Origin of the sequence: Dysgonomonas mossii DSM 22836 (assembly GCF_000213575.1) — a bacterium.
Classification (GTDB): domain Bacteria; phylum Bacteroidota; class Bacteroidia; order Bacteroidales; family Dysgonomonadaceae; genus Dysgonomonas; species Dysgonomonas mossii.
Window position 1 is genome coordinate 281,123 of record NZ_GL892004.1, and the last position, 21,760, is coordinate 302,882.

At 35.8% G+C, this 21,760-nt stretch carries 23 protein-coding genes; 13 read left to right on the top strand and 10 right to left on the bottom strand.

The annotated features are described in order from the left end of the window. Positions 1-92 precede the first annotated feature (92 nt). From HMPREF9456_RS01135 to HMPREF9456_RS01160, 6 genes are all read left to right on the top strand, one after another. A complete protein-coding gene (locus HMPREF9456_RS01135; RefSeq protein WP_006841604.1) occupies positions 93-1,766 on the top strand; it encodes a glycosyltransferase family protein in 1,674 nt (557 codons plus the stop codon). Positions 1,767-1,774: 8 nt separating this feature from the next. Further along, positions 1,775-1,990, top strand: a complete 216-nt coding sequence (locus tag HMPREF9456_RS01140; protein WP_006841605.1) for a hypothetical protein — start codon at positions 1,775-1,777, stop codon at positions 1,988-1,990. Further along, positions 1,983-2,426, top strand: a complete 444-nt coding sequence (locus tag HMPREF9456_RS01145) for a YqaA family protein (protein ID WP_006841606.1) — start codon at positions 1,983-1,985, stop codon at positions 2,424-2,426. The genes HMPREF9456_RS01140 and HMPREF9456_RS01145 overlap by 8 nt, the downstream gene beginning before the upstream one ends. Positions 2,427-2,942: 516 nt before the next feature. Continuing rightward, positions 2,943-3,728 carry a radical SAM protein gene (locus HMPREF9456_RS01150; RefSeq protein WP_006841607.1) on the top strand — a complete coding sequence of 262 codons (786 nt, stop codon included), beginning with the start codon at positions 2,943-2,945 and terminating at the stop codon, positions 3,726-3,728. A gap of 25 nt (positions 3,729-3,753) precedes the next feature. Continuing rightward, on the top strand, positions 3,754-4,308 hold the full coding sequence (locus HMPREF9456_RS01155; RefSeq protein ID WP_006841608.1) for an NAD(P)H-dependent oxidoreductase: 555 nt from the start codon (positions 3,754-3,756) through the stop codon (positions 4,306-4,308). A 297-nt stretch (positions 4,309-4,605) separates the two neighbouring features. Then, positions 4,606-4,872 (top strand): hypothetical protein, encoded by a 267-nt coding sequence (locus HMPREF9456_RS01160; RefSeq protein ID WP_006841609.1) that lies wholly within the window; start codon positions 4,606-4,608, stop codon positions 4,870-4,872. A gap of 109 nt (positions 4,873-4,981) precedes the next feature. On the opposite strand, the gene deoC is transcribed toward HMPREF9456_RS01160, so the two are convergent. The 4 genes from deoC to HMPREF9456_RS01180 all read right to left on the bottom strand — a co-directional run bounded on the left by deoC (position 4,982) and on the right by HMPREF9456_RS01180 (position 7,604). Next, a complete protein-coding gene (gene deoC / locus HMPREF9456_RS01165) occupies positions 4,982-5,845 on the bottom strand; it encodes a deoxyribose-phosphate aldolase (RefSeq protein ID WP_006841610.1) in 864 nt (287 codons plus the stop codon). Position 5,846: 1 nt separating this feature from the next. Beyond that, entirely contained in the window at positions 5,847-6,173 is a 327-nt protein-coding gene (locus HMPREF9456_RS01170) for a nucleotide pyrophosphohydrolase (RefSeq protein WP_006841611.1), read from the bottom strand. Between the two features lies 1 nt (position 6,174). Beyond that, complete coding sequence (gene dtd, locus HMPREF9456_RS01175; RefSeq protein WP_006841612.1) at positions 6,175-6,627, bottom strand: D-aminoacyl-tRNA deacylase; 453 nt, start codon at positions 6,625-6,627, stop codon at positions 6,175-6,177. A gap of 134 nt (positions 6,628-6,761) precedes the next feature. Then, entirely contained in the window at positions 6,762-7,604 is an 843-nt protein-coding gene (locus tag HMPREF9456_RS01180; protein WP_026177001.1) for a methylated-DNA--[protein]-cysteine S-methyltransferase, read from the bottom strand. A 175-nt stretch (positions 7,605-7,779) separates the two neighbouring features. Here HMPREF9456_RS01180 and HMPREF9456_RS01185 point away from each other — a divergent pair, with 175 nt between their 5' ends. After that, positions 7,780-8,535, top strand: a complete 756-nt coding sequence (locus tag HMPREF9456_RS01185; RefSeq protein ID WP_006841614.1) for an SDR family oxidoreductase — start codon at positions 7,780-7,782, stop codon at positions 8,533-8,535. Between the two features lie 84 nt (positions 8,536-8,619). Here HMPREF9456_RS01185 and HMPREF9456_RS01190 read toward each other — a convergent pair whose 3' ends face one another. From HMPREF9456_RS01190 to HMPREF9456_RS01210, 5 genes are all read right to left on the bottom strand, one after another. After that, a complete protein-coding gene (locus HMPREF9456_RS01190; RefSeq protein ID WP_006841615.1) occupies positions 8,620-9,219 on the bottom strand; it encodes an HdeD family acid-resistance protein in 600 nt (199 codons plus the stop codon). 174 nt (positions 9,220-9,393) lie between these two features. Next, complete coding sequence (uvrC, locus tag HMPREF9456_RS01195; protein WP_006841616.1) at positions 9,394-11,208, bottom strand: excinuclease ABC subunit UvrC; 1,815 nt, start codon at positions 11,206-11,208, stop codon at positions 9,394-9,396. Positions 11,209-11,343: 135 nt separating this feature from the next. Further along, positions 11,344-11,895: an adenine phosphoribosyltransferase gene (locus HMPREF9456_RS01200; protein WP_006841617.1), complete on the bottom strand. Its 552-nt coding sequence runs from the start codon at positions 11,893-11,895 to the stop codon at positions 11,344-11,346. A 78-nt stretch (positions 11,896-11,973) separates the two neighbouring features. After that, positions 11,974-13,848, bottom strand: coding sequence for a tRNA uridine-5-carboxymethylaminomethyl(34) synthesis enzyme MnmG (gene mnmG / locus HMPREF9456_RS01205; protein ID WP_006841618.1), 1,875 nt, complete (start codon positions 13,846-13,848; stop codon positions 11,974-11,976). Positions 13,849-13,951: 103 nt separating this feature from the next. Next, positions 13,952-14,692 (bottom strand): copper homeostasis protein CutC, encoded by a 741-nt coding sequence (locus tag HMPREF9456_RS01210; protein ID WP_006841619.1) that lies wholly within the window; start codon positions 14,690-14,692, stop codon positions 13,952-13,954. Positions 14,693-14,956: 264 nt separating this feature from the next. On the opposite strand from HMPREF9456_RS01210, the gene HMPREF9456_RS01215 reads away from it, so the two are divergent. Further along, entirely contained in the window at positions 14,957-15,838 is an 882-nt protein-coding gene (locus tag HMPREF9456_RS01215) for a DMT family transporter (protein ID WP_006841620.1), read from the top strand. On the opposite strand, the gene dacB is transcribed toward HMPREF9456_RS01215, so the two are convergent. Then, the gene (gene dacB / locus HMPREF9456_RS01220; RefSeq protein ID WP_006841621.1) at positions 15,827-17,272 is read right to left on the bottom strand and encodes a D-alanyl-D-alanine carboxypeptidase/D-alanyl-D-alanine endopeptidase; all 1,446 of its coding nucleotides are present in this window, start codon (positions 17,270-17,272) and stop codon (positions 15,827-15,829) included. The two genes, HMPREF9456_RS01215 and dacB, sit on opposite strands and share 12 nt — an antisense overlap. 83 nt (positions 17,273-17,355) lie before the next feature. Here dacB and HMPREF9456_RS01225 point away from each other — a divergent pair, with 83 nt between their 5' ends. The 5 genes from HMPREF9456_RS01225 to argB all read left to right on the top strand — a co-directional run bounded on the left by HMPREF9456_RS01225 (position 17,356) and on the right by argB (position 21,725). Next, positions 17,356-18,486, top strand: coding sequence for an AI-2E family transporter (locus HMPREF9456_RS01225; RefSeq protein ID WP_006841622.1), 1,131 nt, complete (start codon positions 17,356-17,358; stop codon positions 18,484-18,486). A gap of 63 nt (positions 18,487-18,549) precedes the next feature. Beyond that, entirely contained in the window at positions 18,550-18,927 is a 378-nt protein-coding gene (locus HMPREF9456_RS01230) for a DUF3127 domain-containing protein (protein ID WP_006841623.1), read from the top strand. A gap of 267 nt (positions 18,928-19,194) precedes the next feature. Continuing rightward, the gene (locus HMPREF9456_RS01235; protein WP_006841624.1) at positions 19,195-20,361 is read left to right on the top strand and encodes a toxin-antitoxin system YwqK family antitoxin; all 1,167 of its coding nucleotides are present in this window, start codon (positions 19,195-19,197) and stop codon (positions 20,359-20,361) included. 98 nt (positions 20,362-20,459) lie between these two features. Continuing rightward, the gene (rpsO, locus tag HMPREF9456_RS01240) at positions 20,460-20,729 is read left to right on the top strand and encodes a 30S ribosomal protein S15 (RefSeq protein WP_006841625.1); all 270 of its coding nucleotides are present in this window, start codon (positions 20,460-20,462) and stop codon (positions 20,727-20,729) included. Between the two features lie 228 nt (positions 20,730-20,957). Beyond that, positions 20,958-21,725: an acetylglutamate kinase gene (gene argB, locus HMPREF9456_RS01245; RefSeq protein ID WP_006841626.1), complete on the top strand. Its 768-nt coding sequence runs from the start codon at positions 20,958-20,960 to the stop codon at positions 21,723-21,725. Positions 21,726-21,760: the final 35 nt, after the last annotated feature.

Genomic DNA, 21,760 nt, shown 5'->3' on the forward strand with positions numbered 1-21,760 from the left:
TCTTTTTGTTTTTTTACTCACAATGACAATCTAGGTGTATAAAATAGTGAAATAAATCTTTCTGATTATCTTTACCTAAATTTACTTGGTTTATGAATAATCTTTTAGACAAAATAGCACAAAAGAAAAAGTATCATTTTCTCATATTTTTCGTTGTATTAGTTTTATTATCTTTAGCCATGATGGTTCTCTACAAACCTTTATGTCCAGGAGATGATTTCTTTTTTCATTACAGACGGTTACAAGCATTAATGGATGGTCTGAAAGAAAGTCCATGGCTAATTTATCTCGATTATAATGCTATCGATGGTTATGGCTATTTTACGAAGGCTTTTTATTCCGACTTCGTACTTATTCCATTTGCTTTTATCGGAAACCTCTCCGATGTTGTGTTTGCATATCAGTTTATGATATTCTCCATGACTATCTTATGTGGGGTATTTACCTATATTTTTATTAATTCCGTCTATAAAAATACTTTTGCTGCAACAATAGGAGCTTTATTATTTACATTTTCCTCTTACAGGCTACTTGATATATATTTCAGAGCGGCATTAGGAGAATCGCTGTCTTTTACTTTTGTTCCTCTTGTTTTTCTGGGTTTGTATCATATTATCAAAGGAGATTATAAGAAATGGTATATTCTCTCTATTGGCTGTAGCCTGATGGTTTTTACGCATTTAATCTCATCGGTCTTAATTTTTATTCTAATTTTTATTTTTCTCGTTATTTATTGCAAATCTATATTTAGGGAACCCCAACGTATACGTTATTTATTTCTGGCAGCGTTGATTACAGTAGCCATTACGGCGTATTATACTTTCCCTATGTTTGAGCAGATGTTTTCCAACGCATTCTATTACCAGAGTAGGCAAATAATGTCTAAAACACAGGATACTGTGATGGATTTTCACTGGATTTTGTGGGGTATGTTTAAGGGTTTTACTATACATGAACAGGCCTTTATTCCCGGAATAGGATTGTTGCTTACTTGTGCCATTGCCTTACGTTTGTTTGTGTATGACAAATCAGAAAAGCTGCGGAGCGTAGATATCGGAGTACTTATCGGACTAATTTTTATATTCGCTTGTACTCGTTTTTTTCCATGGTCGATATTTCCTTTCAGCATGTTGAATTTTATACAATTGCCATGGCGACTGTTTGAGTTTTCCAGCTTTTTCTTTGCTATTGCCGGAGGATATTATCTTTCGCTTATTTTAAAGACGAATAAGCGTGTTTTATTTACAGTGGGGTTACTTATCACTCTTATTGTATTAATGTTTGCAAACGAATCGAAAGTCTATCATAAGTACCGTTGTTGGAGGGAAATAACAGATGAGCCCACAGTGTTTAATGGCTATCATCTGGGAGGACTGGAATATATTCCCGATAGAGTCCCTTCTGTAGAATTTCTTCATCAGAGAGGAGACAGTGTGAAGTCAAACTATGCAGGGATGCAGATATCTGACTTTAAACGGTCAGGAAGAGTAACGACTTTTAACCTCAATGCAACCAATGGTGAAGCCTTAGAATTGCCATTGATTTATTATAAAGGTTATACCGCCAGCCTTGATGGGAGGGCTATTCCTGTTTCGGAAAGTGATAATGGTTTAGTTCAATTATCCCATATTCAATCGGGTGGGGTAGAGGTATATTATGGGGGAACTTTGGTACAAAAACTTAGTTTTTATATTACTATTCTAAGTATATTTGTGCTGTGTTCATATATTTTTCTTCAAAGAAGAAAGGACAAACATCTTAAATAATAACGAGTATGCGTAATTTTATTTATCTCGATCTCTTATATCCTGTCTTTATGTTTATTTTCGGTATTGTAATGATATCGAGCCCCCGTTCTTTGATGCGTAAAGCAAAATACGACGAAGAAAGTCTAAAAACCGAGTCGTGGGTAAAGAAGCTCGGTATAGGAATGTGTGTATTTGCTGTTGGTTTTGGGATATATATATTCTATAAGTTGAAATATGCTTGACGGATTTGTAGAGTATGGCTACATCGGTCTGTTTTTGGCATCTTTTCTTGCGGCTACTATATTGCCTTTCGGTTCCGAAGTCGTTTTTGTAGGTCTTATTGCCGCCGGTCTTAACGGTTGGTCGTGCGTTTTCATAGCTTCGGTGGGAAACTGGTTAGGGGGAATGACTAATTACTCCTTAGGGCATCTCGGAAAGGTAGAATGGATAGAGAAATACCTGAAAGTAAAGAAAGATAAAATAGATAAAATGCAGCGATGGTTAGAAGGGAAAGGTGCTGCAATGGCATTTTTTAGTTTTCTGCCTGTTGTAGGTGATATTATAGCCCTTGCCTTAGGTTTTATGCGTGCCAATGTTTATATCGTAAATGCAACCATGTTTGCCGGTAAGTTTGTGCGCTATGTACTGATAATGTATGGCGTAAATTGGATTATCTAGTTATGTAGATTCCTGTTTTTTTCATATCGAATACAATGCCCCGTTAAATAAGACAGAGCTTCTCTTCTGTTTTATTCTCAAAAAAATTATCTATTTATATCGATCTTCTTGTCATGCTGACGAAGAAGAGATCAATTAAGTACTTGATAAAAAAAGGATAAGAGCGAATGCGACAACAATTGCTTTTTATACTCATTATTGAGAATATAAAGTGACAGAATAAAACAGCTAAATAAGTGTCACTTTTGTCACCTTTTTATATTTAATATTCATTAAATCAGTTTGATATGTATATTTCTGTTTGTCAACTTTTGAAGCGAAATATTGTTGTGCTTCGTTTCATGTGAAACAAAAATGGAATTTGTTAATTTTTAGGTCTTTATTCTCGCTGTATATTCTATTTCTGTTAAAACTCCAAGATTGTAGAACCGAAAAATCGATGTGTTTATATTGCAGAGAGTGATAAAGCAGTAACTTTGTATATTATTAAAAATTAGAGCTTAGAAATATAATAATATGTCAACTATATTGTTTCATGAAATAGTGTTTGGTCCTATACACAGTCGTCGTTTGGGATCATCTTTGGGTATGAATTTGCTTCCGTACGATGGTAAGTTGTGCTCGTTCGATTGTATCTATTGTGAATGTGGGTATAATGAAAATTTTAGGACAAAAACTAAATTGCCTACACGAGAGAATGTTAAAGCTGCTCTGGAAGACAAACTAATACATTTGCAAAAAGAAGGAACAGCATTGGACGTAATCACTTTTGCTGGTAATGGAGAGCCAACGATACATCCTCAATTTGCTGAAATTATTGATGATACAATTGAACTTCGGGATACGTATTACCCTCAAACTAAAATAAGTGTGCTTTCGAACGCAATGCATGCCGGAAAGGAGAAGGTATTTAATGCACTCAAGAAGGTAGATAATAATATACTAAAGCTCGATTCGGCATGTATTGATACTGTGCGGTTGATAGATCGTCCTAATTCGCCAGAGTATAGTATAGAAAAGCAGATAGAACTTTTTAAACGCTTCGAAGGCAATTTTATTATGCAAACAATGTTTGTAAGAGGTAGCCATAAGGGTAGGGTAGTAGATAATACAACAGAGGGCGAAGTTTTGGCTTGGTTAGAGGCTGTTAGAGCGACAAAACCTCGTGAGGTAATGATTTACACTATCGACAGAGAAACCCCTGAAAAAAACCTTGAGAAAGTGCCTGTGGAAGATTTAAAAAAGATAGGAGACCGTGTAGAAGGGCTTCGTCTTGGTATTGAAGTTTTGGTTACGGCATAAGTTTGAATTATATAAATAAAAAGATATGGTAACAATCGTTTTTGCTCATCCTTGGCATGGTAGTTTTAATAAAGCAATATTGGATGCAATTATTGACGAATATGATAATAATAATGTGGCTTATGAGGTATTAGATCTCCATAAAGATAACTTTAATCCGGTGTTTACAGAAGATGAATTGTCTGTATATAACAAGGGAAAAGTACTTGATCCATTAATTCTTAGATATCAGCAAGTAATAAAAAAATCTGACAAAATGATATTTATTTTCCCCAATTGGTGGAATACTATGCCTGCAATTTTGAAAGGTTTTTTTGATAAAGTATTATTGAAAGATTTTGCTTTTAATTACGAAGGAGGCTTTAATGCACTTTTGGACATAGAGCAATCCCTTATTATTACTACGTCTGAGCATCCGAGCCCTAACTTTAAGAATACGATCGAAAATGGCCTTATCGGAGATATGCTCAAGCCGGTTGGTATCCGTAACAGTGTTTGGTTGAGCTGTGAAGGAACATCAAAAGGAACTGACGAAATGCGAGAATCCTTTATTGATCTTGTAAAACAGGCTATTAGGTAGTGCTTTGCCGGACTTTTATAGGCTGCTATTTTTACTTTTGATACTAGATTATGACATTTTGATCTAATTATATGTTAAATTAAGTTTTTTTCAGATTTTTTGATTGATACAGTATCTATTTTTATTTTATAAACAGTGCATTTGTATACCTTTTAAACGAAGAAAATATTCTTTAGTAATACTTACACAAAGTGGCTTTTTTTTTAACGCGGTTTAACCTGTGTTAAGTCAAAAACCAGCATACATTTGTTGCGTATTTAAACAGTATAGTTTAACACTTTTAATTAAGTATTATTTATGAAAAAGATTATTCTTTCAGGTATCATGGCTATCGCATTAATCGCCTCTACCAGTGTAATGGCTCAAGATGTAAAAACAGCTAATCAAGCAAAAAAAGCCCCTAAAACAGAAGTTAAGGAAGCCAAACAAGCAGCTAAAACTGAAGTGAAAGAAGCTAAAGAAACTGCAAAAACAGAAAAGAAAGCAGCTAAGACAGAAGTGAAAGCAAAAAAGGAAGAAGCTAAAGGTAACGTGAAAGCAGCAAAGGCTGAACTGAAAAAGTAAATAGCTCACTGTGAACCTTTTCACAGTTATCAGAATCTCATTCTGAAAATAAAAGATCGGTACGATTTTCGTGCCGATCTTTTTTATGTGTGTTATGGAAAGGTATCTTCTAATTAATACTTTCCAATAGGTTGTTCGCTAATCTGCTTGCTCCTATACGGAAATATTCCTTATTCAGATATTCATCGCCCAGTAGTTCTTTTACTATGGTATAGTACTTTACAGCATCTTCTGTTGTAGAAATACCTCCCGAAACTTTAAATCCGGCTTTATTCCCTGTTTTCTGGTTATATTCTTTAATAGCAGTGCACATAACGTATGCTGCTTCGAGGGTAGCACCTTCATAGACTTTTCCTGTTGAGGTTTTTATAAAATCCGCACCTGAATATAATGCTAGGATAGAGGCTTTCATTATATTCTTAGCACTTTTTAGTGCCCCTGTTTCAAGTATCACCTTTAGCTTTGCGTCACGGCATGCGTTCTTTATTTCGTCTATTTCTTCACAAACATCTTCGTAGTTTTCTTCCAGGAAGTATCCGAGATTAAGTACAATGTCTATTTCATCGGCTCCACTTGCTACAGCAAGTCCTGTTTCGGCTATTTTCACTTCGGTAAATGTTTGAGATGAGGGGAATCCTCCTGCTACTGCGGCTATATTTACATTTGCCGTTAAAGCCTCTTTTACTGTTTCTACGAAGTTAGGGTAGACGCATATTGCTGCTACATTGTCTACATCGCTTGATCCTTCGAAGTCGTTTACTCTCTCTGTAAAATTCCAAATTTCTTCGCGTGTGTCCGTTGCATTCAAGGATGTGAGATCTATGCAGGAATATATCCTCTTATATACCTCTTTGGTATTATTCTGATCGAATTTCTTGCTGATTATCTCATTTACTTTCTGAGTGATATCAGCATCTTTGATGTCTGTTTTATATTTTTTTAGAGTATCTCTGTATTTATCTACTTCTGCCATTCTATTTCAATTTTTCGTTGTTTATATGCCTGTCTTTATCTCTGTTAGTCTTTTTTTCAATATTCTTTTTTAGGGCGTCTGTAAGATCTATGCCTGTTTGGTTTGCGAGACAGATAAGTACCCACAATACATCGGCCATCTCGTCTCCAAGATCTTTGTTCAGGTCAGACTTCTTGAAAGATTGATCACCGTAAGTACGTGCCATGATGCGGGCTAATTCGCCTACTTCTTCGGTGAGGATAGCCATGTTGGTTAGTTCGCTGAAATAGCGTACGCCCACGGTTTTTATCCATTGGTCTACCTCCTGTTGTGCTTCTTTTATTGTCATATTATTCTTTTACTTTCGAGTCGATCCATATAGTTACAGGACCGTCATTTATGAGTTCTACCTTCATATCTGCTCCAAATTCGCCTGTTGGTACCGGTTTACCTAGCTTGTTGCTCAAAACGGCACAAAATTCTTCGTACAAAGGTACAGCAATTTCGGGTTTTGCGGCATATATGTAGGACGGACGATTTCCTTTTTTAGTAGAAGCATGTAAGGTAAATTGCGATACTACAAGTATTTCGCCATTGATATCTTTTATTGATAAATTCATTACACCTTCCTTATCGTCAAATATCCGAAGATTTACAGCCTTGTTGCAGAGCCACTCTATATCTTCCTTACTATCTGTATTTTCTATACCTACAAGGATAAGAAGCCCTTGATTTATTGCTGATTTTATACTGCCGTTGATTGTAACTGATGCTTTACTTACTCTTTGAATTAATATCCTCATGTTTGATAAAATAGAGTCGCATAATTAGATATGGACTTTAAAATTAGAGATTAATTTGCAAATATACCTAAGTTGATTCATTTATTAATAACAGGGATTGAGGTTAATAATTATTTGTATAATCTGCTATAAGACTATTGATATACTTTAGCTGCTTCCCATCCGATCATAGACGTTTTGCGGATATGTCCCCAATGATAGTCTCCCAGAGCCCCAGTGGACTGTATTATTCGGTGGCAAGGGATGAGATATGCTACCGGGTTTTGCCCCACTGCATTTCCCACAGCCCGGCTTGCTTTAGGGTTGCTTATCAGATTAGCAATATTCTGGTATGATGATAATTGCCCCATCGGAATATTTAGCAAAGCTTGCCACACTTTAAGCTGAAAATCAGAACCTTTGATATGTAATTTAATTTTATCAAGGCTCTCCCAATCCAGATTAAAGATGCGTATTGCATTCTTTTGGATTTCATCTGTTGAATTCTGATAATTTGCTTTAGGAAAAATACTTGTCAGATTTGTAATTGCTTCTTCGTGGTCTTCTGCAAATGCCATATGGCAGATCCCTTTTGGGGTTGAAGCCACAATTATTTCTCCAAATGGACTGAGTGCAAAGCTATAGTTTATAGTAAGATAGCTTCCTTCATTTTTGTATTCAGCGGGAGTCATTCCTTCTATATTTATAAACAGATCATGCAACCTGCTTGTGCCTGATAAGCCAACTTCGAATGCCGTATCGAATAGTGTTGCTTGTGTTTCTCTTAGGATCTGTTTTGCATGTTGTATACTTATATATTGTAGGAAGCGTTTAGGGCTCACTCCTGCCCATTCTTTGAATAATCGCTGAAAATGGTAGGGACTAAGATGTATATGTTCTGAAATCTTGTCCAAACTAGGCTGATATTTGTAGTTTTCACTAATATATTCTATTGCCTTTTTGATGCGGTTGAAGTCTAACGATTCTTGATTAAGCATAGTTTTGGTTTTTATACTGTACAAAGCTACATAGTAGTTTATACTTATAGAATCCATTTCTTGCTGAATTTGTTCGCTTTTAGTGTAATTACTTTTTCTCTATAATAGCAAGAAATGGATTTTAAGAGACTCTATGACAGAATATATTTGTACTGTTTAATTAAATAAAACAAATATGAAAAAGCTAGAAGGAAAAGTAGCCCTTATAACAGGAGCTACAAGCGGTATAGGTAAGGCGACAGCTATCGATTTTATTGAGAACGGAGCCAAGGTAATTTTTACAGGACGCTATCAAGAGACAGTACATAAAACAGTAGCTGAATTAGGAAATAAGGCTGTAGGTTTTGTTTCAGATAGCGGGAATATGTCTGATTTATTGGCTATTAATGAAAATATTAACTCCATTTCGCCTCGGATAGATATCCTGTATGTAAATGCAGGTTTTGGGAAATATGCGCCTATTGAGGCGGTCACAGAAGAACATTTCGATGGCATGTTTAATGTGTTGGTAAAAGGAACTTTGTTTACGGTACAACAAGTATTACCATTGATGGGAGAGGGGAGCTCCATAATATTGAATTCTTCGAACGTGACAAAGATGGGAATGCAGAACTCTTCTGTTTATTCTGCTGCCAAATCAGCTATTTTATCCTTTGTGAAGACGTTTGCGGCAGAATTATCTTCGAGAAATATCCGTGTAAATGCAGTAAGTCCGGGGCCGGTAAGTACAAATTATTTCGATCGATCTAATCTTTCTAAAAATCAGATAGATAGTATTGTAGAATATGTGTTGCCTCAAGTTGCACTCAAGAGGTTTGCACAGCCTTCTGAAATTGCTAAAGTGATAACATTCCTTGCATCTGATGACGCCTCTTTTATACAAGGAGCAGAAATATCTGTAGATGGTGGTTTTCCGGAAGTTAGGGTGTGATCCATACAATGTGATAAGAGGTGTCTTAAAAGTAGACACCTCTTAACCTTTTGTTCCAAAAAATTAAATGTTATTTCATTCTAACTATTCGTTATGTATTTCTTCTTCAATCTTTTCCATTTCCTTGTGAAGAGATTTTAATCTCATTCCAAGGTATATTCTGAAGAAACCATAAGAGATGAACGAAATACTAATGAGCGCTACTATAAATCCTGATGTTAGAACAGGACTCATTATGAAAATAAATGACAGAATTACACCTAAAACAGCTAATATAAGTAGCCATCCCCAGCCTTTAGCTCCATTTCTCCGTAGTTCTACAGCTCCTCCTATTCCCCAGATAGACTGAAACATTACCCAGAATCCAACAAAATATGAGAGTACGATTGCGATTACTGCAGGTGACATTGATATAAGAATGATACCGAATAATAAGTCTATAATACCACTTACTAAAGTCCACCCCCAGCTCTTGAGTGTATTTCTATTTGACACAGCAAATATTATTTCGAAAACACCACTTACAAAGAAAGTTACGGAAAATACAATTGATAATGCTGTAATTGTAGTCCACGGAGATGTTAAACACCAAATTCCCAGCATTATAGCTAGTAGTCCGATTAGCAATGAAACCCACCAGTATTTGACGGCTTGTTTTACAGAGTAAAATAAATCATTTCTCATGTGTACGTTATTTTTTAATTAGTTTATGTATTATACTATTATAACGTCTACCAACTTATTTAGTTTCGAGAAAGTTAAATGTTATGAATGGGCTGTACGTTGTTTTAGTCCAAATTTTTCAGGTATAATTTATTTATTCTTTCTTCCAAGTGCAAGGTTTTATTGTACAGATATTTAATTTTGTGACTCTTTTTCTTCGGTAAAATATTTATCAATTAATGTAGCTTTGTGTTTACCGACTACTTTTTCTATTTCTTCGCTAGAAGCTGATTTTATTCTCTTTACGCTTTTGAATTCTTTCAGTAGAAGACGTTTAGTCTCTTCACCGATACCTTTGATATTATCTAATTCAGATTTTACCTGTCCCTTACTTCTTTGGTTGCGGTGAAAAGTGATTCCAAATCTATGAGCTTCATCCCTAAGGTGTTGTATAATCTTCAAAGATTCACTGTTTTTGTCCAGATAGAGTGGGATAGAGTCTTCTGGATAGTAGATTTCTTCCAGTCTTTTTGCAATGCCAACAATGGCAACTTTGCCATAAATACCGAGCTCTTTTAACGATTCACAAGCTGCACTTAGCTGACCTTTACCTCCGTCGATAACAATAAGCTGGGGTAGGGGACTTCCCTCTTCTATAAGTCTGTGGTATCTGCGATATACGACCTCACGCATTGTTGAAAAATCGTCAGGTCCAATTACTGTTTTAACATTGAAGTGGCGATAGTCTTTTTTTGAAGGTTTTCCCATTTTGAAGACAACACATGCCGATACGGGGTTGGTTCCCTGTATGTTGGAGTTGTCGAAACATTCAATGTGTGATGGCAAGTCTTTGAGGTTCAGATCTTTTTGCATTTCTTTCAGGATGCGAGTACCTCTTTGTTCAGGATTTAAGCTTTCTGCCCTTTTTAATTTGTCTACTTTGTATTGTCTTACATTCTGGGTTGAAAGAAGCAATAGTTTTTTCTTATCGCCTCGTTGAGGAATGTTAATTTCTATACCATCTAATTTCAGGTCGGGGAGAAATGGTACAACAATTTCTTTCGCTGTAGAGCCAAATCTTTTTCTTACTTCAATAATACCTAAAGCAAGTAATTCCTCTTTTTCTTCTTCTATCCGTTTTCTATATTCGAATGTATATGCCTGTATAACAGCACCATTATACACATTCAAATAGTTGATATATCCTGCATCTGCATCTTCGTCATAGCTGAATACATCAATGTTATATTTGATTGAACTTACTACGGTTGATTTATTTTTGAAATTCTCAATTAATATGAATTTTTCTTTTAATTTATTCGCTTCTTCAAATTCTTGCTTCTCAGCCAGTGCCTGCATTTCTGAATAGATTGACTCGCTTACAAGATTGGTATTCCCTTTTAAGATTTCCTGGATAGCATTTACATTTTTAATATATTCTTCAGAATCCTGTAAACCAACGCAAGGCCCCTTGCATCTTTTTATATGATACTCTAAACAGACTTTATATTTTCCTTCTGCAATTTTCTCCGGCGTAAGATTTAATGAGCATGTGCGGATAGGATACAATTTGTGGATCAACTCCAGGAGAGTCTTTACACTCAGTACATTAGAGTATGGTCCGAAATATTTAGAGCCATCTTTTAGTATTTTTCTTGTTATTTCTATACGTTGGAAATATTCATTTCTAATTACAATAGACGGATATGATTTATCATCTTTCAGCATTACGTTGTATCGTGGCTGAAATTCTTTGATCAGGCTATTCTCCAGTAGGAGAGTGTCTTCTTCTGATTCAACAATGATATATTTAATATCTTTTATTTTGCTGACTAGTATCCTTGTTTTCGGACTGTCCTCATGGTTTTTTGTGAAATATGAAGAAACTCGTTTTTTTAGATTTTTTGCTTTCCCTACATATATAATTACTCCCTTGGCGTCATAATATTGATAACAACCGGGCTTCTGTGGAATATTTCTAATGATATTTTTCAAAGAATCATTAATCATCGTGTTCTTTTCTTTACTAATTGTATTTTATGTGAAATTATTAATTTGTTTTCTATACTACAAATGAATGTCTATTTATAATCAAAAAAGGGAAGAATTCTTTTTTCTCCCCTTCTCCAAAATTATTTATATAATTTAAATATCGTAATGAATCAAAGAGTTAATTCCGATTTCTTTAGGAAATAGCTTTCTGCCCTCTAGTGCATCCAGCTCAATGATAAAGTTGACATATATCTTTTTTACTCCCATGTCCTTCACTAACTTGTATGCAGCATACATGGTACCTCCTGTGGCTAATAGGTCATCATGGATCAATACCACGTCATCTTTTGACAGAGAGTCTTTATGTATTTGAATTTTATCTACTCCATATTCTTTTTCATATTCTTGTTCGAATACTTCTGCCGGCAATTTTCCGGGTTTGCGAATTGGAACAAAACCAGCTCCAAGTTCTAAGGCCATAATTGGACCCATGATAAAACCCCTTGATTCTATGCCAACAACTTTTGTTATTCCTTTATCTTTGTATTCATCTAAAAGAACTTCTGTGAGATTTGATAGAGACTCTTTTGTTTTAAATAACGGAGTGACGTCCTTGAATTGAATTCCCGGTATTGGGAAATCTGGTATGTTTCTTACCGTTTCTCGGAGTATTAAAAGCTTTTCTTCCTTTTCTTTTTTGTCCATTTTTTTTGTTTAGTATTAGCGGTGTTTCACGTGGAACAATTTTTATTTTAGCATACGTTCCACGTGAAACATTTTCATTTATCTGCCTAGCAGCACAAGGAGAATGGAGATGTCGTTGGGGGAAACACCGGGAATTCTGCTTGCTTGAGCAATTGTTTCTGGATTTATTTTTGATAATTTTTGTCGTGCTTCTGTTGATAGGGATGAGATATTTTCGTAATCAAACTTGTCTTTAATTCGAATATTTTCCAATCTTGTTATCTTGTCAGCGATCGTTTGTTCACGTTTTATATAGCCGTCATATTTGATTATGATCTCTGCAGCTTCTATTATTTCTTCTCTTCTGTTCGGAATTTTATCAAGTTCTACCTTGAATGCAGGGATATATTCTGCGATGCTTTTTATTGTAATTTGTGGGCGAGTAATTACATCTTTTAGCTTCATGCCTTGCTTGAGCGGATTAGTTCCTAGTTTGGATAATCCTTCATTGATGTATTCCGGTTTGAGGGAATAATTAGCCACGAAGTTTATTATCTTTTGAACCTCTTCTTTTTTCTCGTTCAATAGGGCAATTCTTTCTTGTTTTGCCAACCCTATGTTGTATCCCTTTTCTGTTAGGCGTACATCTGCATCATCTTGGCGAAGAAGAATTCTATATTCTGCCCTTGATGTAAACATCCTATACGGTTCGTCTACGCCTTTTGTTACAAGGTCATCTATCAGTACACCTATATATGCTTCATCTCTTTTTAAGACAAATTCGTTGCCTCCGTGGGTATTGATATGCGCATTTATTCCTGCTATTAATCCTTGTCCTCCCGCTTCTTCGTAACCTGTAGTCCCATTGATTTGACCGGCAAAAAACAGGTTTTTAACGAGCTTCGTTTCCAACGTATGTTTTAATTGAGTAGGGTCGAAGAAGTCGTACTCTATTGCATATCCGGGTCTATATATATGTATATTTCTGAATGCCGGTATTTTCTGTAAAGCCTCAATTTGAGTATGGAGTGGGAGGGAAGAAGAGAACCCATTTAAGTAGTATTCTTGTGTGCTTTCTCCTTCCGGTTCGAGAAATAGTTGGTGAGATGTCTTCTCTTCGAAAGTGACTATCTTTGTTTCTATACTTGGGCAATAACGGGGGCCAATACTTTTTATCTGTCCATTGTATAGTGGAGAATCATCCAATCCATCGCGTAATGTGGCATGGGTATCATCGTTTGTATACGTTATCCAGCAACTAAGTTGTTTCAAGGTGCGTGGTTCATAGTCAAGATATGAAAACTTGTGAAAGTCATCGTCACCTTTTTGTTCTTCCATCAGGCTAAAGTCAACGCTTCTTCCGTCTACACGAGCAGGTGTTCCTGTTTTCATCCTGTCGGTGGTGAACCCAAAATCCCTCAATTGTTCGGTGATTCCGAATGAAGCGGGTTCAGAAACACGTCCTCCTCCGAGCTGTGTTTTGCCTATATGCATCAATCCATTCAAGAAAGTTCCATTGGTTAGTACTACGGCTTTGGCTGAAAATTCAACACCCATTGCTGTTTTTACTCCTGTTACTGTTTTGTCTTGAACAATGAGTGAAGTGACAGTGTCTTGCCAAATAAAAAGATTATCGGTGTTTTCAATAATCTCTCTCCACTTCATAATAAATCGGGCTCTGTCACTCTGAGCTCTCGGGCTCCACATTGCCGGCCCTTTCGATTTATTAAGCATGCGAAACTGTATTGCTGTCTTGTCTGTAACGATGCCCATTTGCCCTCCAAGCGCATCGATCTCACGAACGATTTGCCCTTTTGCAATTCCCCCTACTGCGGGGTTACAGCTCATTTGGGCAATCTTATTCATGTCCATTGTTATGAGCAAGGTCTTCGAGCCCATATTGGCTGCGGCAGCGGCTGCTTCGCAGCCTGCATGACCTGCCCCAACGACAATTATATCATATTTGAAATTCATCTTATTTAAAAGGGGATAATAATTATTTGCACTGCAAAGTTAGCACTTTTTGTTTTCTTTTTTATGCGCTAATTTACAGTACAATATAAATTAACAATATTCTTTATGCTTTGTTGGCATTTTCTATTGCTAATTTTATTTTTTCGGCGTCCGATAGCAATATCGAATACTCCTCGTTGAAGTTGTCGAAGATGGGAGATTGGTATTGCATTTCTCCTGTATACCGACTTCTGAAAGAACCGTGAAACTCTTTCAAGCCTGTAGCCTTTGCAAGATCTGCAATGTTATTTTCTGTAATTCCTCCACCCGGCATAATGATGATGCGGTTGTTTGCTTGTTCTATTAATTGCCTTAAAATATCTTTTCCTTCAGGGGCTGTTTTCATTCCGCCGGAGGTAAGTATTCTATCACATCCCAGTTCGATAATATCTTCGAGAGATTTATTCAAATCAGAGCATCTGTCGAATGCTCGATGGAAAGTAGTACTCATACCATATTGGTGAGCAATTTCAACCAGTTCTTTATTTCTTAATTTGTCTATTGTTCCATCAGTATTTAAAATGCCAAAAACTACTCCGTCACATTTTGCCTGTCCGCAATGATGGATGTCTCTTTTCATCATTTCAAATTCCAGGTCATTATATAAGAAATCACCTCCGCGCGGACGTATGATTACATTCACCTGTATATTCAAATTTTTTCGTGTGAATTCTATTTGCGAAAGGGCAGGGGTTGTTCCCCCTTCTTCGAGATTATCACATAATTCTACCCGAACAGCTCCTCCCTTTTGAGCTTCGATTGCTGATTGTGCTGAATTTGCACAAACTTCGGCTACTATATTCATTGTAACTTGCTTATTATTAATTAATTATTCTGTTTTTTTATTTTTGAAGTTCCAAATATAAAGAATAATTTATTATTTAAACAAATATTCAGATGCTTTGGTTATGTGATGCTTAATTGTCTTAATTATTATAATTTTTTGATCTTATCATTGTAATTGTAATATAATCAGAATGTTAGCTGTATTTGTTGCGTGACGATATTGAAAATATGATAACAATGAAAATGAAATATTAACTTTGCTGACTTTCGCACTGAAAATATAATGAGTAAATCAAAAGGAATTGCATTGGCGTTGATATCATCCGGAACTTTCGGGCTGATAGCATTTTTCTCTATTCCCTTATTGAAATCAGGGATGCATATTCCTTCTATATTGTTTTATCGGAGTTTGTTGGCAGCAGCTTTTCTGGGTATTGTATGTCTTATTCGGAAAAGAAATTTTAGAATCTCTCCTAAATTGGCTACTCAGTTGCTATTCTTGGGGTTGCTTTATACGATGACGTCGATGGGTTTAATTTACTCTTATAATTTTATCTCCAGCGGAGTTGCTACTACTATCCATTTCCTTTATCCTGTGGTAGTTGCGTGCATGATGATCATATTTTATAAAGAGAAATTATCTCGTAACTTGTTGTTTGCTGCCTTTTTAGCTTTAGTCGGAGTTGCTTTGTTATGCTGGAGCGATACTGGATTTATTAATACCAGAGGGCTTTTATCGGTATTAATGACTGTTTTTACATACTCTGCTTATATTGTCAGCTTAAACAGGAATAGTATAAAAAGCCTAGATCCGGAGGTGTTTACTTTTTATGTAATGCTTTTCGGTGCATTTATTTTCTCTGTGTTTTCATATTTTACCACAGGTATAGAAATAGTTCCGAATGCAATGTCGTGGTTTAATCTGATCGGATTGGCCTTATTTGCGACCGTTCTTTCGGGATTGGCTTTGGTTTCGGCTGTTAAGTATGCCGGATCTACCATCACGTCTATCTTGGGATCGATGGAGCCCGTAGTGGCTACTTTAGTTGGTATATTACATTTTGGAGAACCATTCGGGTGGAACAGTTTCTTTGGCTTGGCTCTTGTAATAGGTGCTGTTACATTGGTAATAGTCACAAGTAAGGAAAAATCCTTAGAAGATTGATAATAAAAGGGCGTCTATTGCTTTTACTATCTCGCTACGTGATCCCGTAAATTTATTTACCATAATTGTAAATGCATACTTTTCGTCTCCGTTTATATAATAACCTGCAAAGCATTGCACTCCTCCGATACTCCCGCTTTTCATCGATATTTTTCCTTCGAGTTGTGTGCCTTTCAATCGATTTCTTACTGTACCGTCTTTTCCTGCTTTGGGTAGAGATTCTAAGAAGGCATCAGCATATTTGCTTTTTGTCTGCATATAAACGAGAAGGTCACACATGAAGTTGGGGCTTACTGCATTAGCAGGAGATAATCCGCTTCCATCGTACATTATTAGTGCTTCCGAGTCTAATCCTCTGCTTTTCCACAGGTCGTTTACTCTTTCTATTCCTGCATCGAGAGCAGAATAATAAATGTCATTGTTTTTATCTCGTCCTATTGTGCGTATCAAGTGCTCGGCATAATGGTTATTGCTTCTTACATTGGTATCCTTTATAATATCTTTCATAGGGAATGATAGGTGGGTATAGAATACCTTTTCATCGAAATATTTCTTTTCTTTCTGATACTTCTGACTAAAATATTGTTCATAGGTGTTATTCACCGTGCCGACTTGATATTTGTTTTCTTGCAATCGTTTACTTATTGTCTGACCTAAATAAAGCCCCGGATTGGGGATATCTCCCTTTATGCTGAACGATGCCTTTCCTGCGGGGATATCTCCCGTTAGAAGCCTTTTATTTGACATGGGAGACCCATGTATGTATCCGTTATCTGCATCATTATTGTTTAGCTTGAGCCTATTTTGGAAATCGATGTTTATTTCGGGTTCAGTTTTTACAATCAGGGGACAGGTGTCCGCATTTATCGTATTGAAGTAAAGCTTATAGGTATTATCGAAGATGCTTATTCCGTATGACCCTGAAGCATAATAATTTCCGATATCCTGATAAGTCCATTGCTCCGAAATTCCGTCATATCCAAAGTAGTTGTCTATAACGGTGATGTCGATTTTGTCGTTGGAATGAAAGTTTTCTTTTATTTTGTCTATCCACTGAGAAAGAAATATGGAAGGGGTATTATCCAGAAATTCTGTTCCTAGGGTGGGATCTCCATATCCATGAATCAATAGGTTCTTTTTATTGTTTTTATCCTTTGCCAATGTTGTTTTATATCTATAGTCGGGTCCAAATACTTCAAGTGCGCTGGCCGTAGTTACTACTTTGAGTATGGATGCCGGAGTATAAGCTTTATCCGGATCGTTTGATATTATTTCTTTCCCCGAAAAATCTTTTACGCAAATTCCAACAGAGGCGTGTTTTAAACCTTTGTTATTTAAAAATTGTTGTAGACTTTGTTCTCTTGTTTGTGCTGACAAAGTGTAATATCCTAGAAGAAAGAATATTAATAAATACTGTATTTTCAACTTCTTCATGAGCAAAATGCTGAAATTAAATTAGAAAAATAAATATCTTTGTAAAGATATATAAATAAAATAATTAAGAAGCTAAACAGATTATGAACCAGCCTTTTGAAAAACCTTTTACATTCGACAGGACCATCCGTATGCTCATTAGTGTTCTTGCAATAGGGGGAGTTTTATATTTTCTGTATATTTTGAAGGATGTTTTACTGCCCTTTCTTATTGCATGGCTATTGGCTTATATGCTAAACCCTTTGGTTCGATTCTATCAAAAGAGATTGAGGTTGGCTCACTCTCTGGCTGTTGTTCTAACGCTTCTTTCTGTTGCCGGGTTTATTACTTTATTGGGTTTTATATTAGTTCCGCTTATAGAGAATGAAATATGGCAAATAAATAGTTTAATCGCTACTTATGATTTGTCTTCTATCAGTCACGATGGCATCCCGATGAGTATTGCAGATATATTTTCGCGCTATGTAGATTTTAAGGAAATACAAGATAGTTTATCTAGAGACAACCTGATAGAAATTGTTCAATACCTGAGCCCCGCTGTTGAAGCAATATTCTCTAATACTATTTCTTTCTTGGTTGGGCTTACTGTCGTTTTTATCGTCCTTTTGTATTTAATATTTATTCTTCTCGATTATGATAAAATAAACGAATTGTGGAGATACCTCATTCCTCCAAAATACCGCCCTGTGGTAAATCGTATTACATTGGATGTGGAAACCAGTATGAATAAATACTTCAGGCATCAGGCTTTTATCTGTGTGATTCTTGCTGTTTTGTATGCTACCGGATTTCAGCTCATCGGATTACCGTTGGCTATTATGTTCGGTATTATTGTAGGACTTGTGCACATGATTCCATATTTGCAGGTTATCACATTCCCTCCGGCAATATTGCTTTGCTGGTTGCGAGCTTCACAGACAAACGATAGTTTTTGGATGATGCTCGGACTAGTTGCACTTATATACATTATTGTTCAGTGTATCATGGATTTGTTTCTTGTCCCTCGTATAATGGGTAAGGCCATGGGGTTGAATCCTGCGATCATTCTTCTTTCTCTTTCGGTGTGGGGATCATTGCTTGGCATAGTGGGAATGATTATCGCAATACCTCTTACAACTTTACTTTTGTCATACTATAAAGAATTTATAGCTTCCGCCGAAAGGATACAGGCAGAAGAGAATGCAAAGCACAATATCCCTACTGATGAAACTTGATAGGTGCGGATTTTTTTGTACTTTTATGCTCCAATTTGAAAAATATAAAAGAAACTAACTATAATGCAATTAACAGCGAAATTGATTCAAGTGATGCCTGTACAAACAGGTATGGGAAAGAACGGCGAGTGGAGAAAACAGAATATAATACTCGAAACAGACGGTATGTACCCTAAAAAAGTATGTGTTACATTGTGGGGTGACAAAATTAACGAGTCTGTTTTGCAGGTTGGTAATATTCTTGATGTATCGTTCGATATAGAAAGCCGTGAATATAACGGTAACTGGTATACAGACCTGCGTGCATGGAAGGTTGATCCGGCAGGAGCAGGAGCTCCCGAAGGCCCCCAAGCGGGATACGCTGCTGCACCTCAACAATCGGCTTCTTCTACACCTGTAGATTTTAGTAGTGGTGGCGATGGTGACGACCTACCATTCTAAGTAGAAATATAATATATATAATTTAAGTGTGTAAAAGCATGTTATCCATTTTGGATAAGGCTTTTACACATTTTTTTGTATATAAAAGTCATATTTTATTCTAATTTTAAAAGCTTAACGAATAGACAATTAGATAAATGCGGAATAATAAGGTAATATAAAGTCATATGTAGAATATTTAACTCTCTTCTTTTCCTTCTTATTTGTATTTTTGCCAGAAAGCGTATATGATTGATCTATAACAAACAAAGTTTATTCTTACTTGATATGAAGAAAGTACTGATAGCTCTTTTTTTGATCTTTTTTAATCCCATTTATGGACAAGAGCAAATAAGTTTTACTCCTCCTGCGGAAATAGATTTCTTAAAGGAAGATCCTAACATGATTTTCTTTATAGGGTTGATACAGAACGTTCAGACGGATTGGGGGAAACTTGGTGTGCGGGGAAAGGTAAAGAGGTTGATAGAAGAACAATATGCGAAGGATAATAAGACAAGGTTGTCTAAGATAATATATGATTTTGACGAAAAAGGGAAAATAAGGGCTATCAAGGTAGATTCTCTTTTTGGTAGGACCTACATATATTCAAATAAAGGGCAACTCGAACAAGAAATAACTTATCAAAAACCTTTAAAGGAATTAACTCACAAGTATGATTATAAAAACGGGAAATTAAAGAACGCTTTATATGAGGATGATGTGGTTACTGGCTATGGAAATGATAAGTTAAATTTGCGTTATAATTCACAGGGGCAAATAATAAAATCTGAAAATTTGGAGGATAGTGTATCTACAATTTATGATTATAATGGTGAAGGCCGACTTGTAGAAAAAAGAATAAGGAAGAATAATCAATCGACTTCGGAGGTATATGTAAGTACGCTGATAGAATATAATGATAAAAGTGATATTGAGAGAAAGTTTACTAAATACCTTTCATCTAATCAAGGAGATACTTCTTTCATAATTGATCTGTATAAATATAAATACGACGACAATGATAATTGGATTGATTGTAAGCGTTTAGGCGGAGGTGATGTTCTATTTACTCATCGACGTATATATTATCATGATGGGACTTATTCGGGAGATACATTGGATTCCGAAGACCGTAAACGTATTTATTCTATGGAGGAAGTCGATATTCCGGTATGGCATCCTGATGGAGAATTACCTATGCTGGATTTTTTAACAAAAAATATAAAGCTATCCAGAGCCGTTCGATCTGTAGGTAGAGGGAAGGTGAAGATAAGCATTATTGTATCGGACAAAGGAATTATTTCTGATGTTAAGGTAGATGGTCTTAGTGCGGATCATTTAACTGATATTTTACCTGTAATTCCTAAGAAATGTATACCAGCTAAGAAAAATGGTATAGACGTTGCTACCTATTTAGAAATAAATATAACATTTGGATTGGTAACATTACAATAAATCAAATGTTTTGGTCTTAAAAAGGTTTGTTGATTCTTTGTCTGTCAAAAAATAAATTATATCTTTGCACCTCGTTTATAAACAATTAAATAATTACTATGTATTTAGATTCAGCTAAAAAGCAAGAACTCTTCGCTAAGTACGGAAAGTCTAACACTGATACTGGCTCACCTGAGGCTCAGATAGCATTGTTTTCATACCGTATTTCGCATTTGACTGAACACTTGAAGTCAAATAAGAAGGACTATAACACAGAAAGATCACTTAAACGCCTTGTAGGTAAACGTCGTCGTTTACTTGATTATCTTACTGCAAATGATATTGAAAGATATCGTGCGATAATCAAAGAACTAGGTATCAGAAAGTAATTCTTTCCAGCGAAATTTTAAAGAGATTGTTTCATTCGATTCAATCTCTTTTTATTTTTGTATGCTCTGATATGAAGTTTCTCTATTATTTTGATGAAAAAATATCTAATATTGTAATACGTTCTGTAATTTGTAGAAAAAGTAACACCTAAAATAAGCGGTAAAAAGTGTCACTTTTGTCACCTTTTTATCAAATAAAGTTTGAACAGCATAAATTATTTAATTGAAATGGATAAGCTTACGATTATAAAAGTTGGAGGTAAGATTGTAGAAGAAGAACAATCTTTACGCCAGTTATTGAAGGATTTTTCCCAAATAGAAGGTTACAAAGTACTAGTGCATGGGGGAGGGCGTTCTGCTACCAAACTGGCGGAGAAGCTAGGTATAGAGAGCCGCATGGTGAATGGAAGGCGTGTAACCGATCGAGATACATTAGAGATTGTAACAATGGTATACGGAGGCCTTGTAAATAAAAATATTGTTGCCGGTTTGCAAGCTCTAGGGGTAAATGCTCTAGGTCTTACCGGTGCAGATATGAACATCATACGATCGGAAAAACGACCGGTGAAAGAGGTCGATTATGGCTTTGTTGGTGATGTGAAAGAGGTAAATTCTGAAACGTTGTCTTCCCTTATCCAACAAGGAATAGTACCTATTCTAGCCCCGCTAACTCACGATAAAGAAGGAAATATACTAAATACCAATGCTGATACCATAGCCGGAGAAACAGCGAAGGTTTTAGCTCTTAAGTTTGATATAACCCTTATTTATTGCTTCGAAAAAAAGGGTGTACTCATGAATGAGAATGATGATGAGAGTGTGATTCCTAACATAGATAAAGCTACGTTCGAGCAATTGGTTAAAGATGGGATTGTACAAGGAGGAATGATTCCAAAATTAGAAAATGCCTTTCAGGCGATAGAAAAAGGTGTGAAAGAGGTGATAATTACGAGCGCTTCCGAATTTGGAGAAAATGCGGGTACACGAATTTGCTAATACTCAGTAAGACAGATATTTTTCATAGAATATTC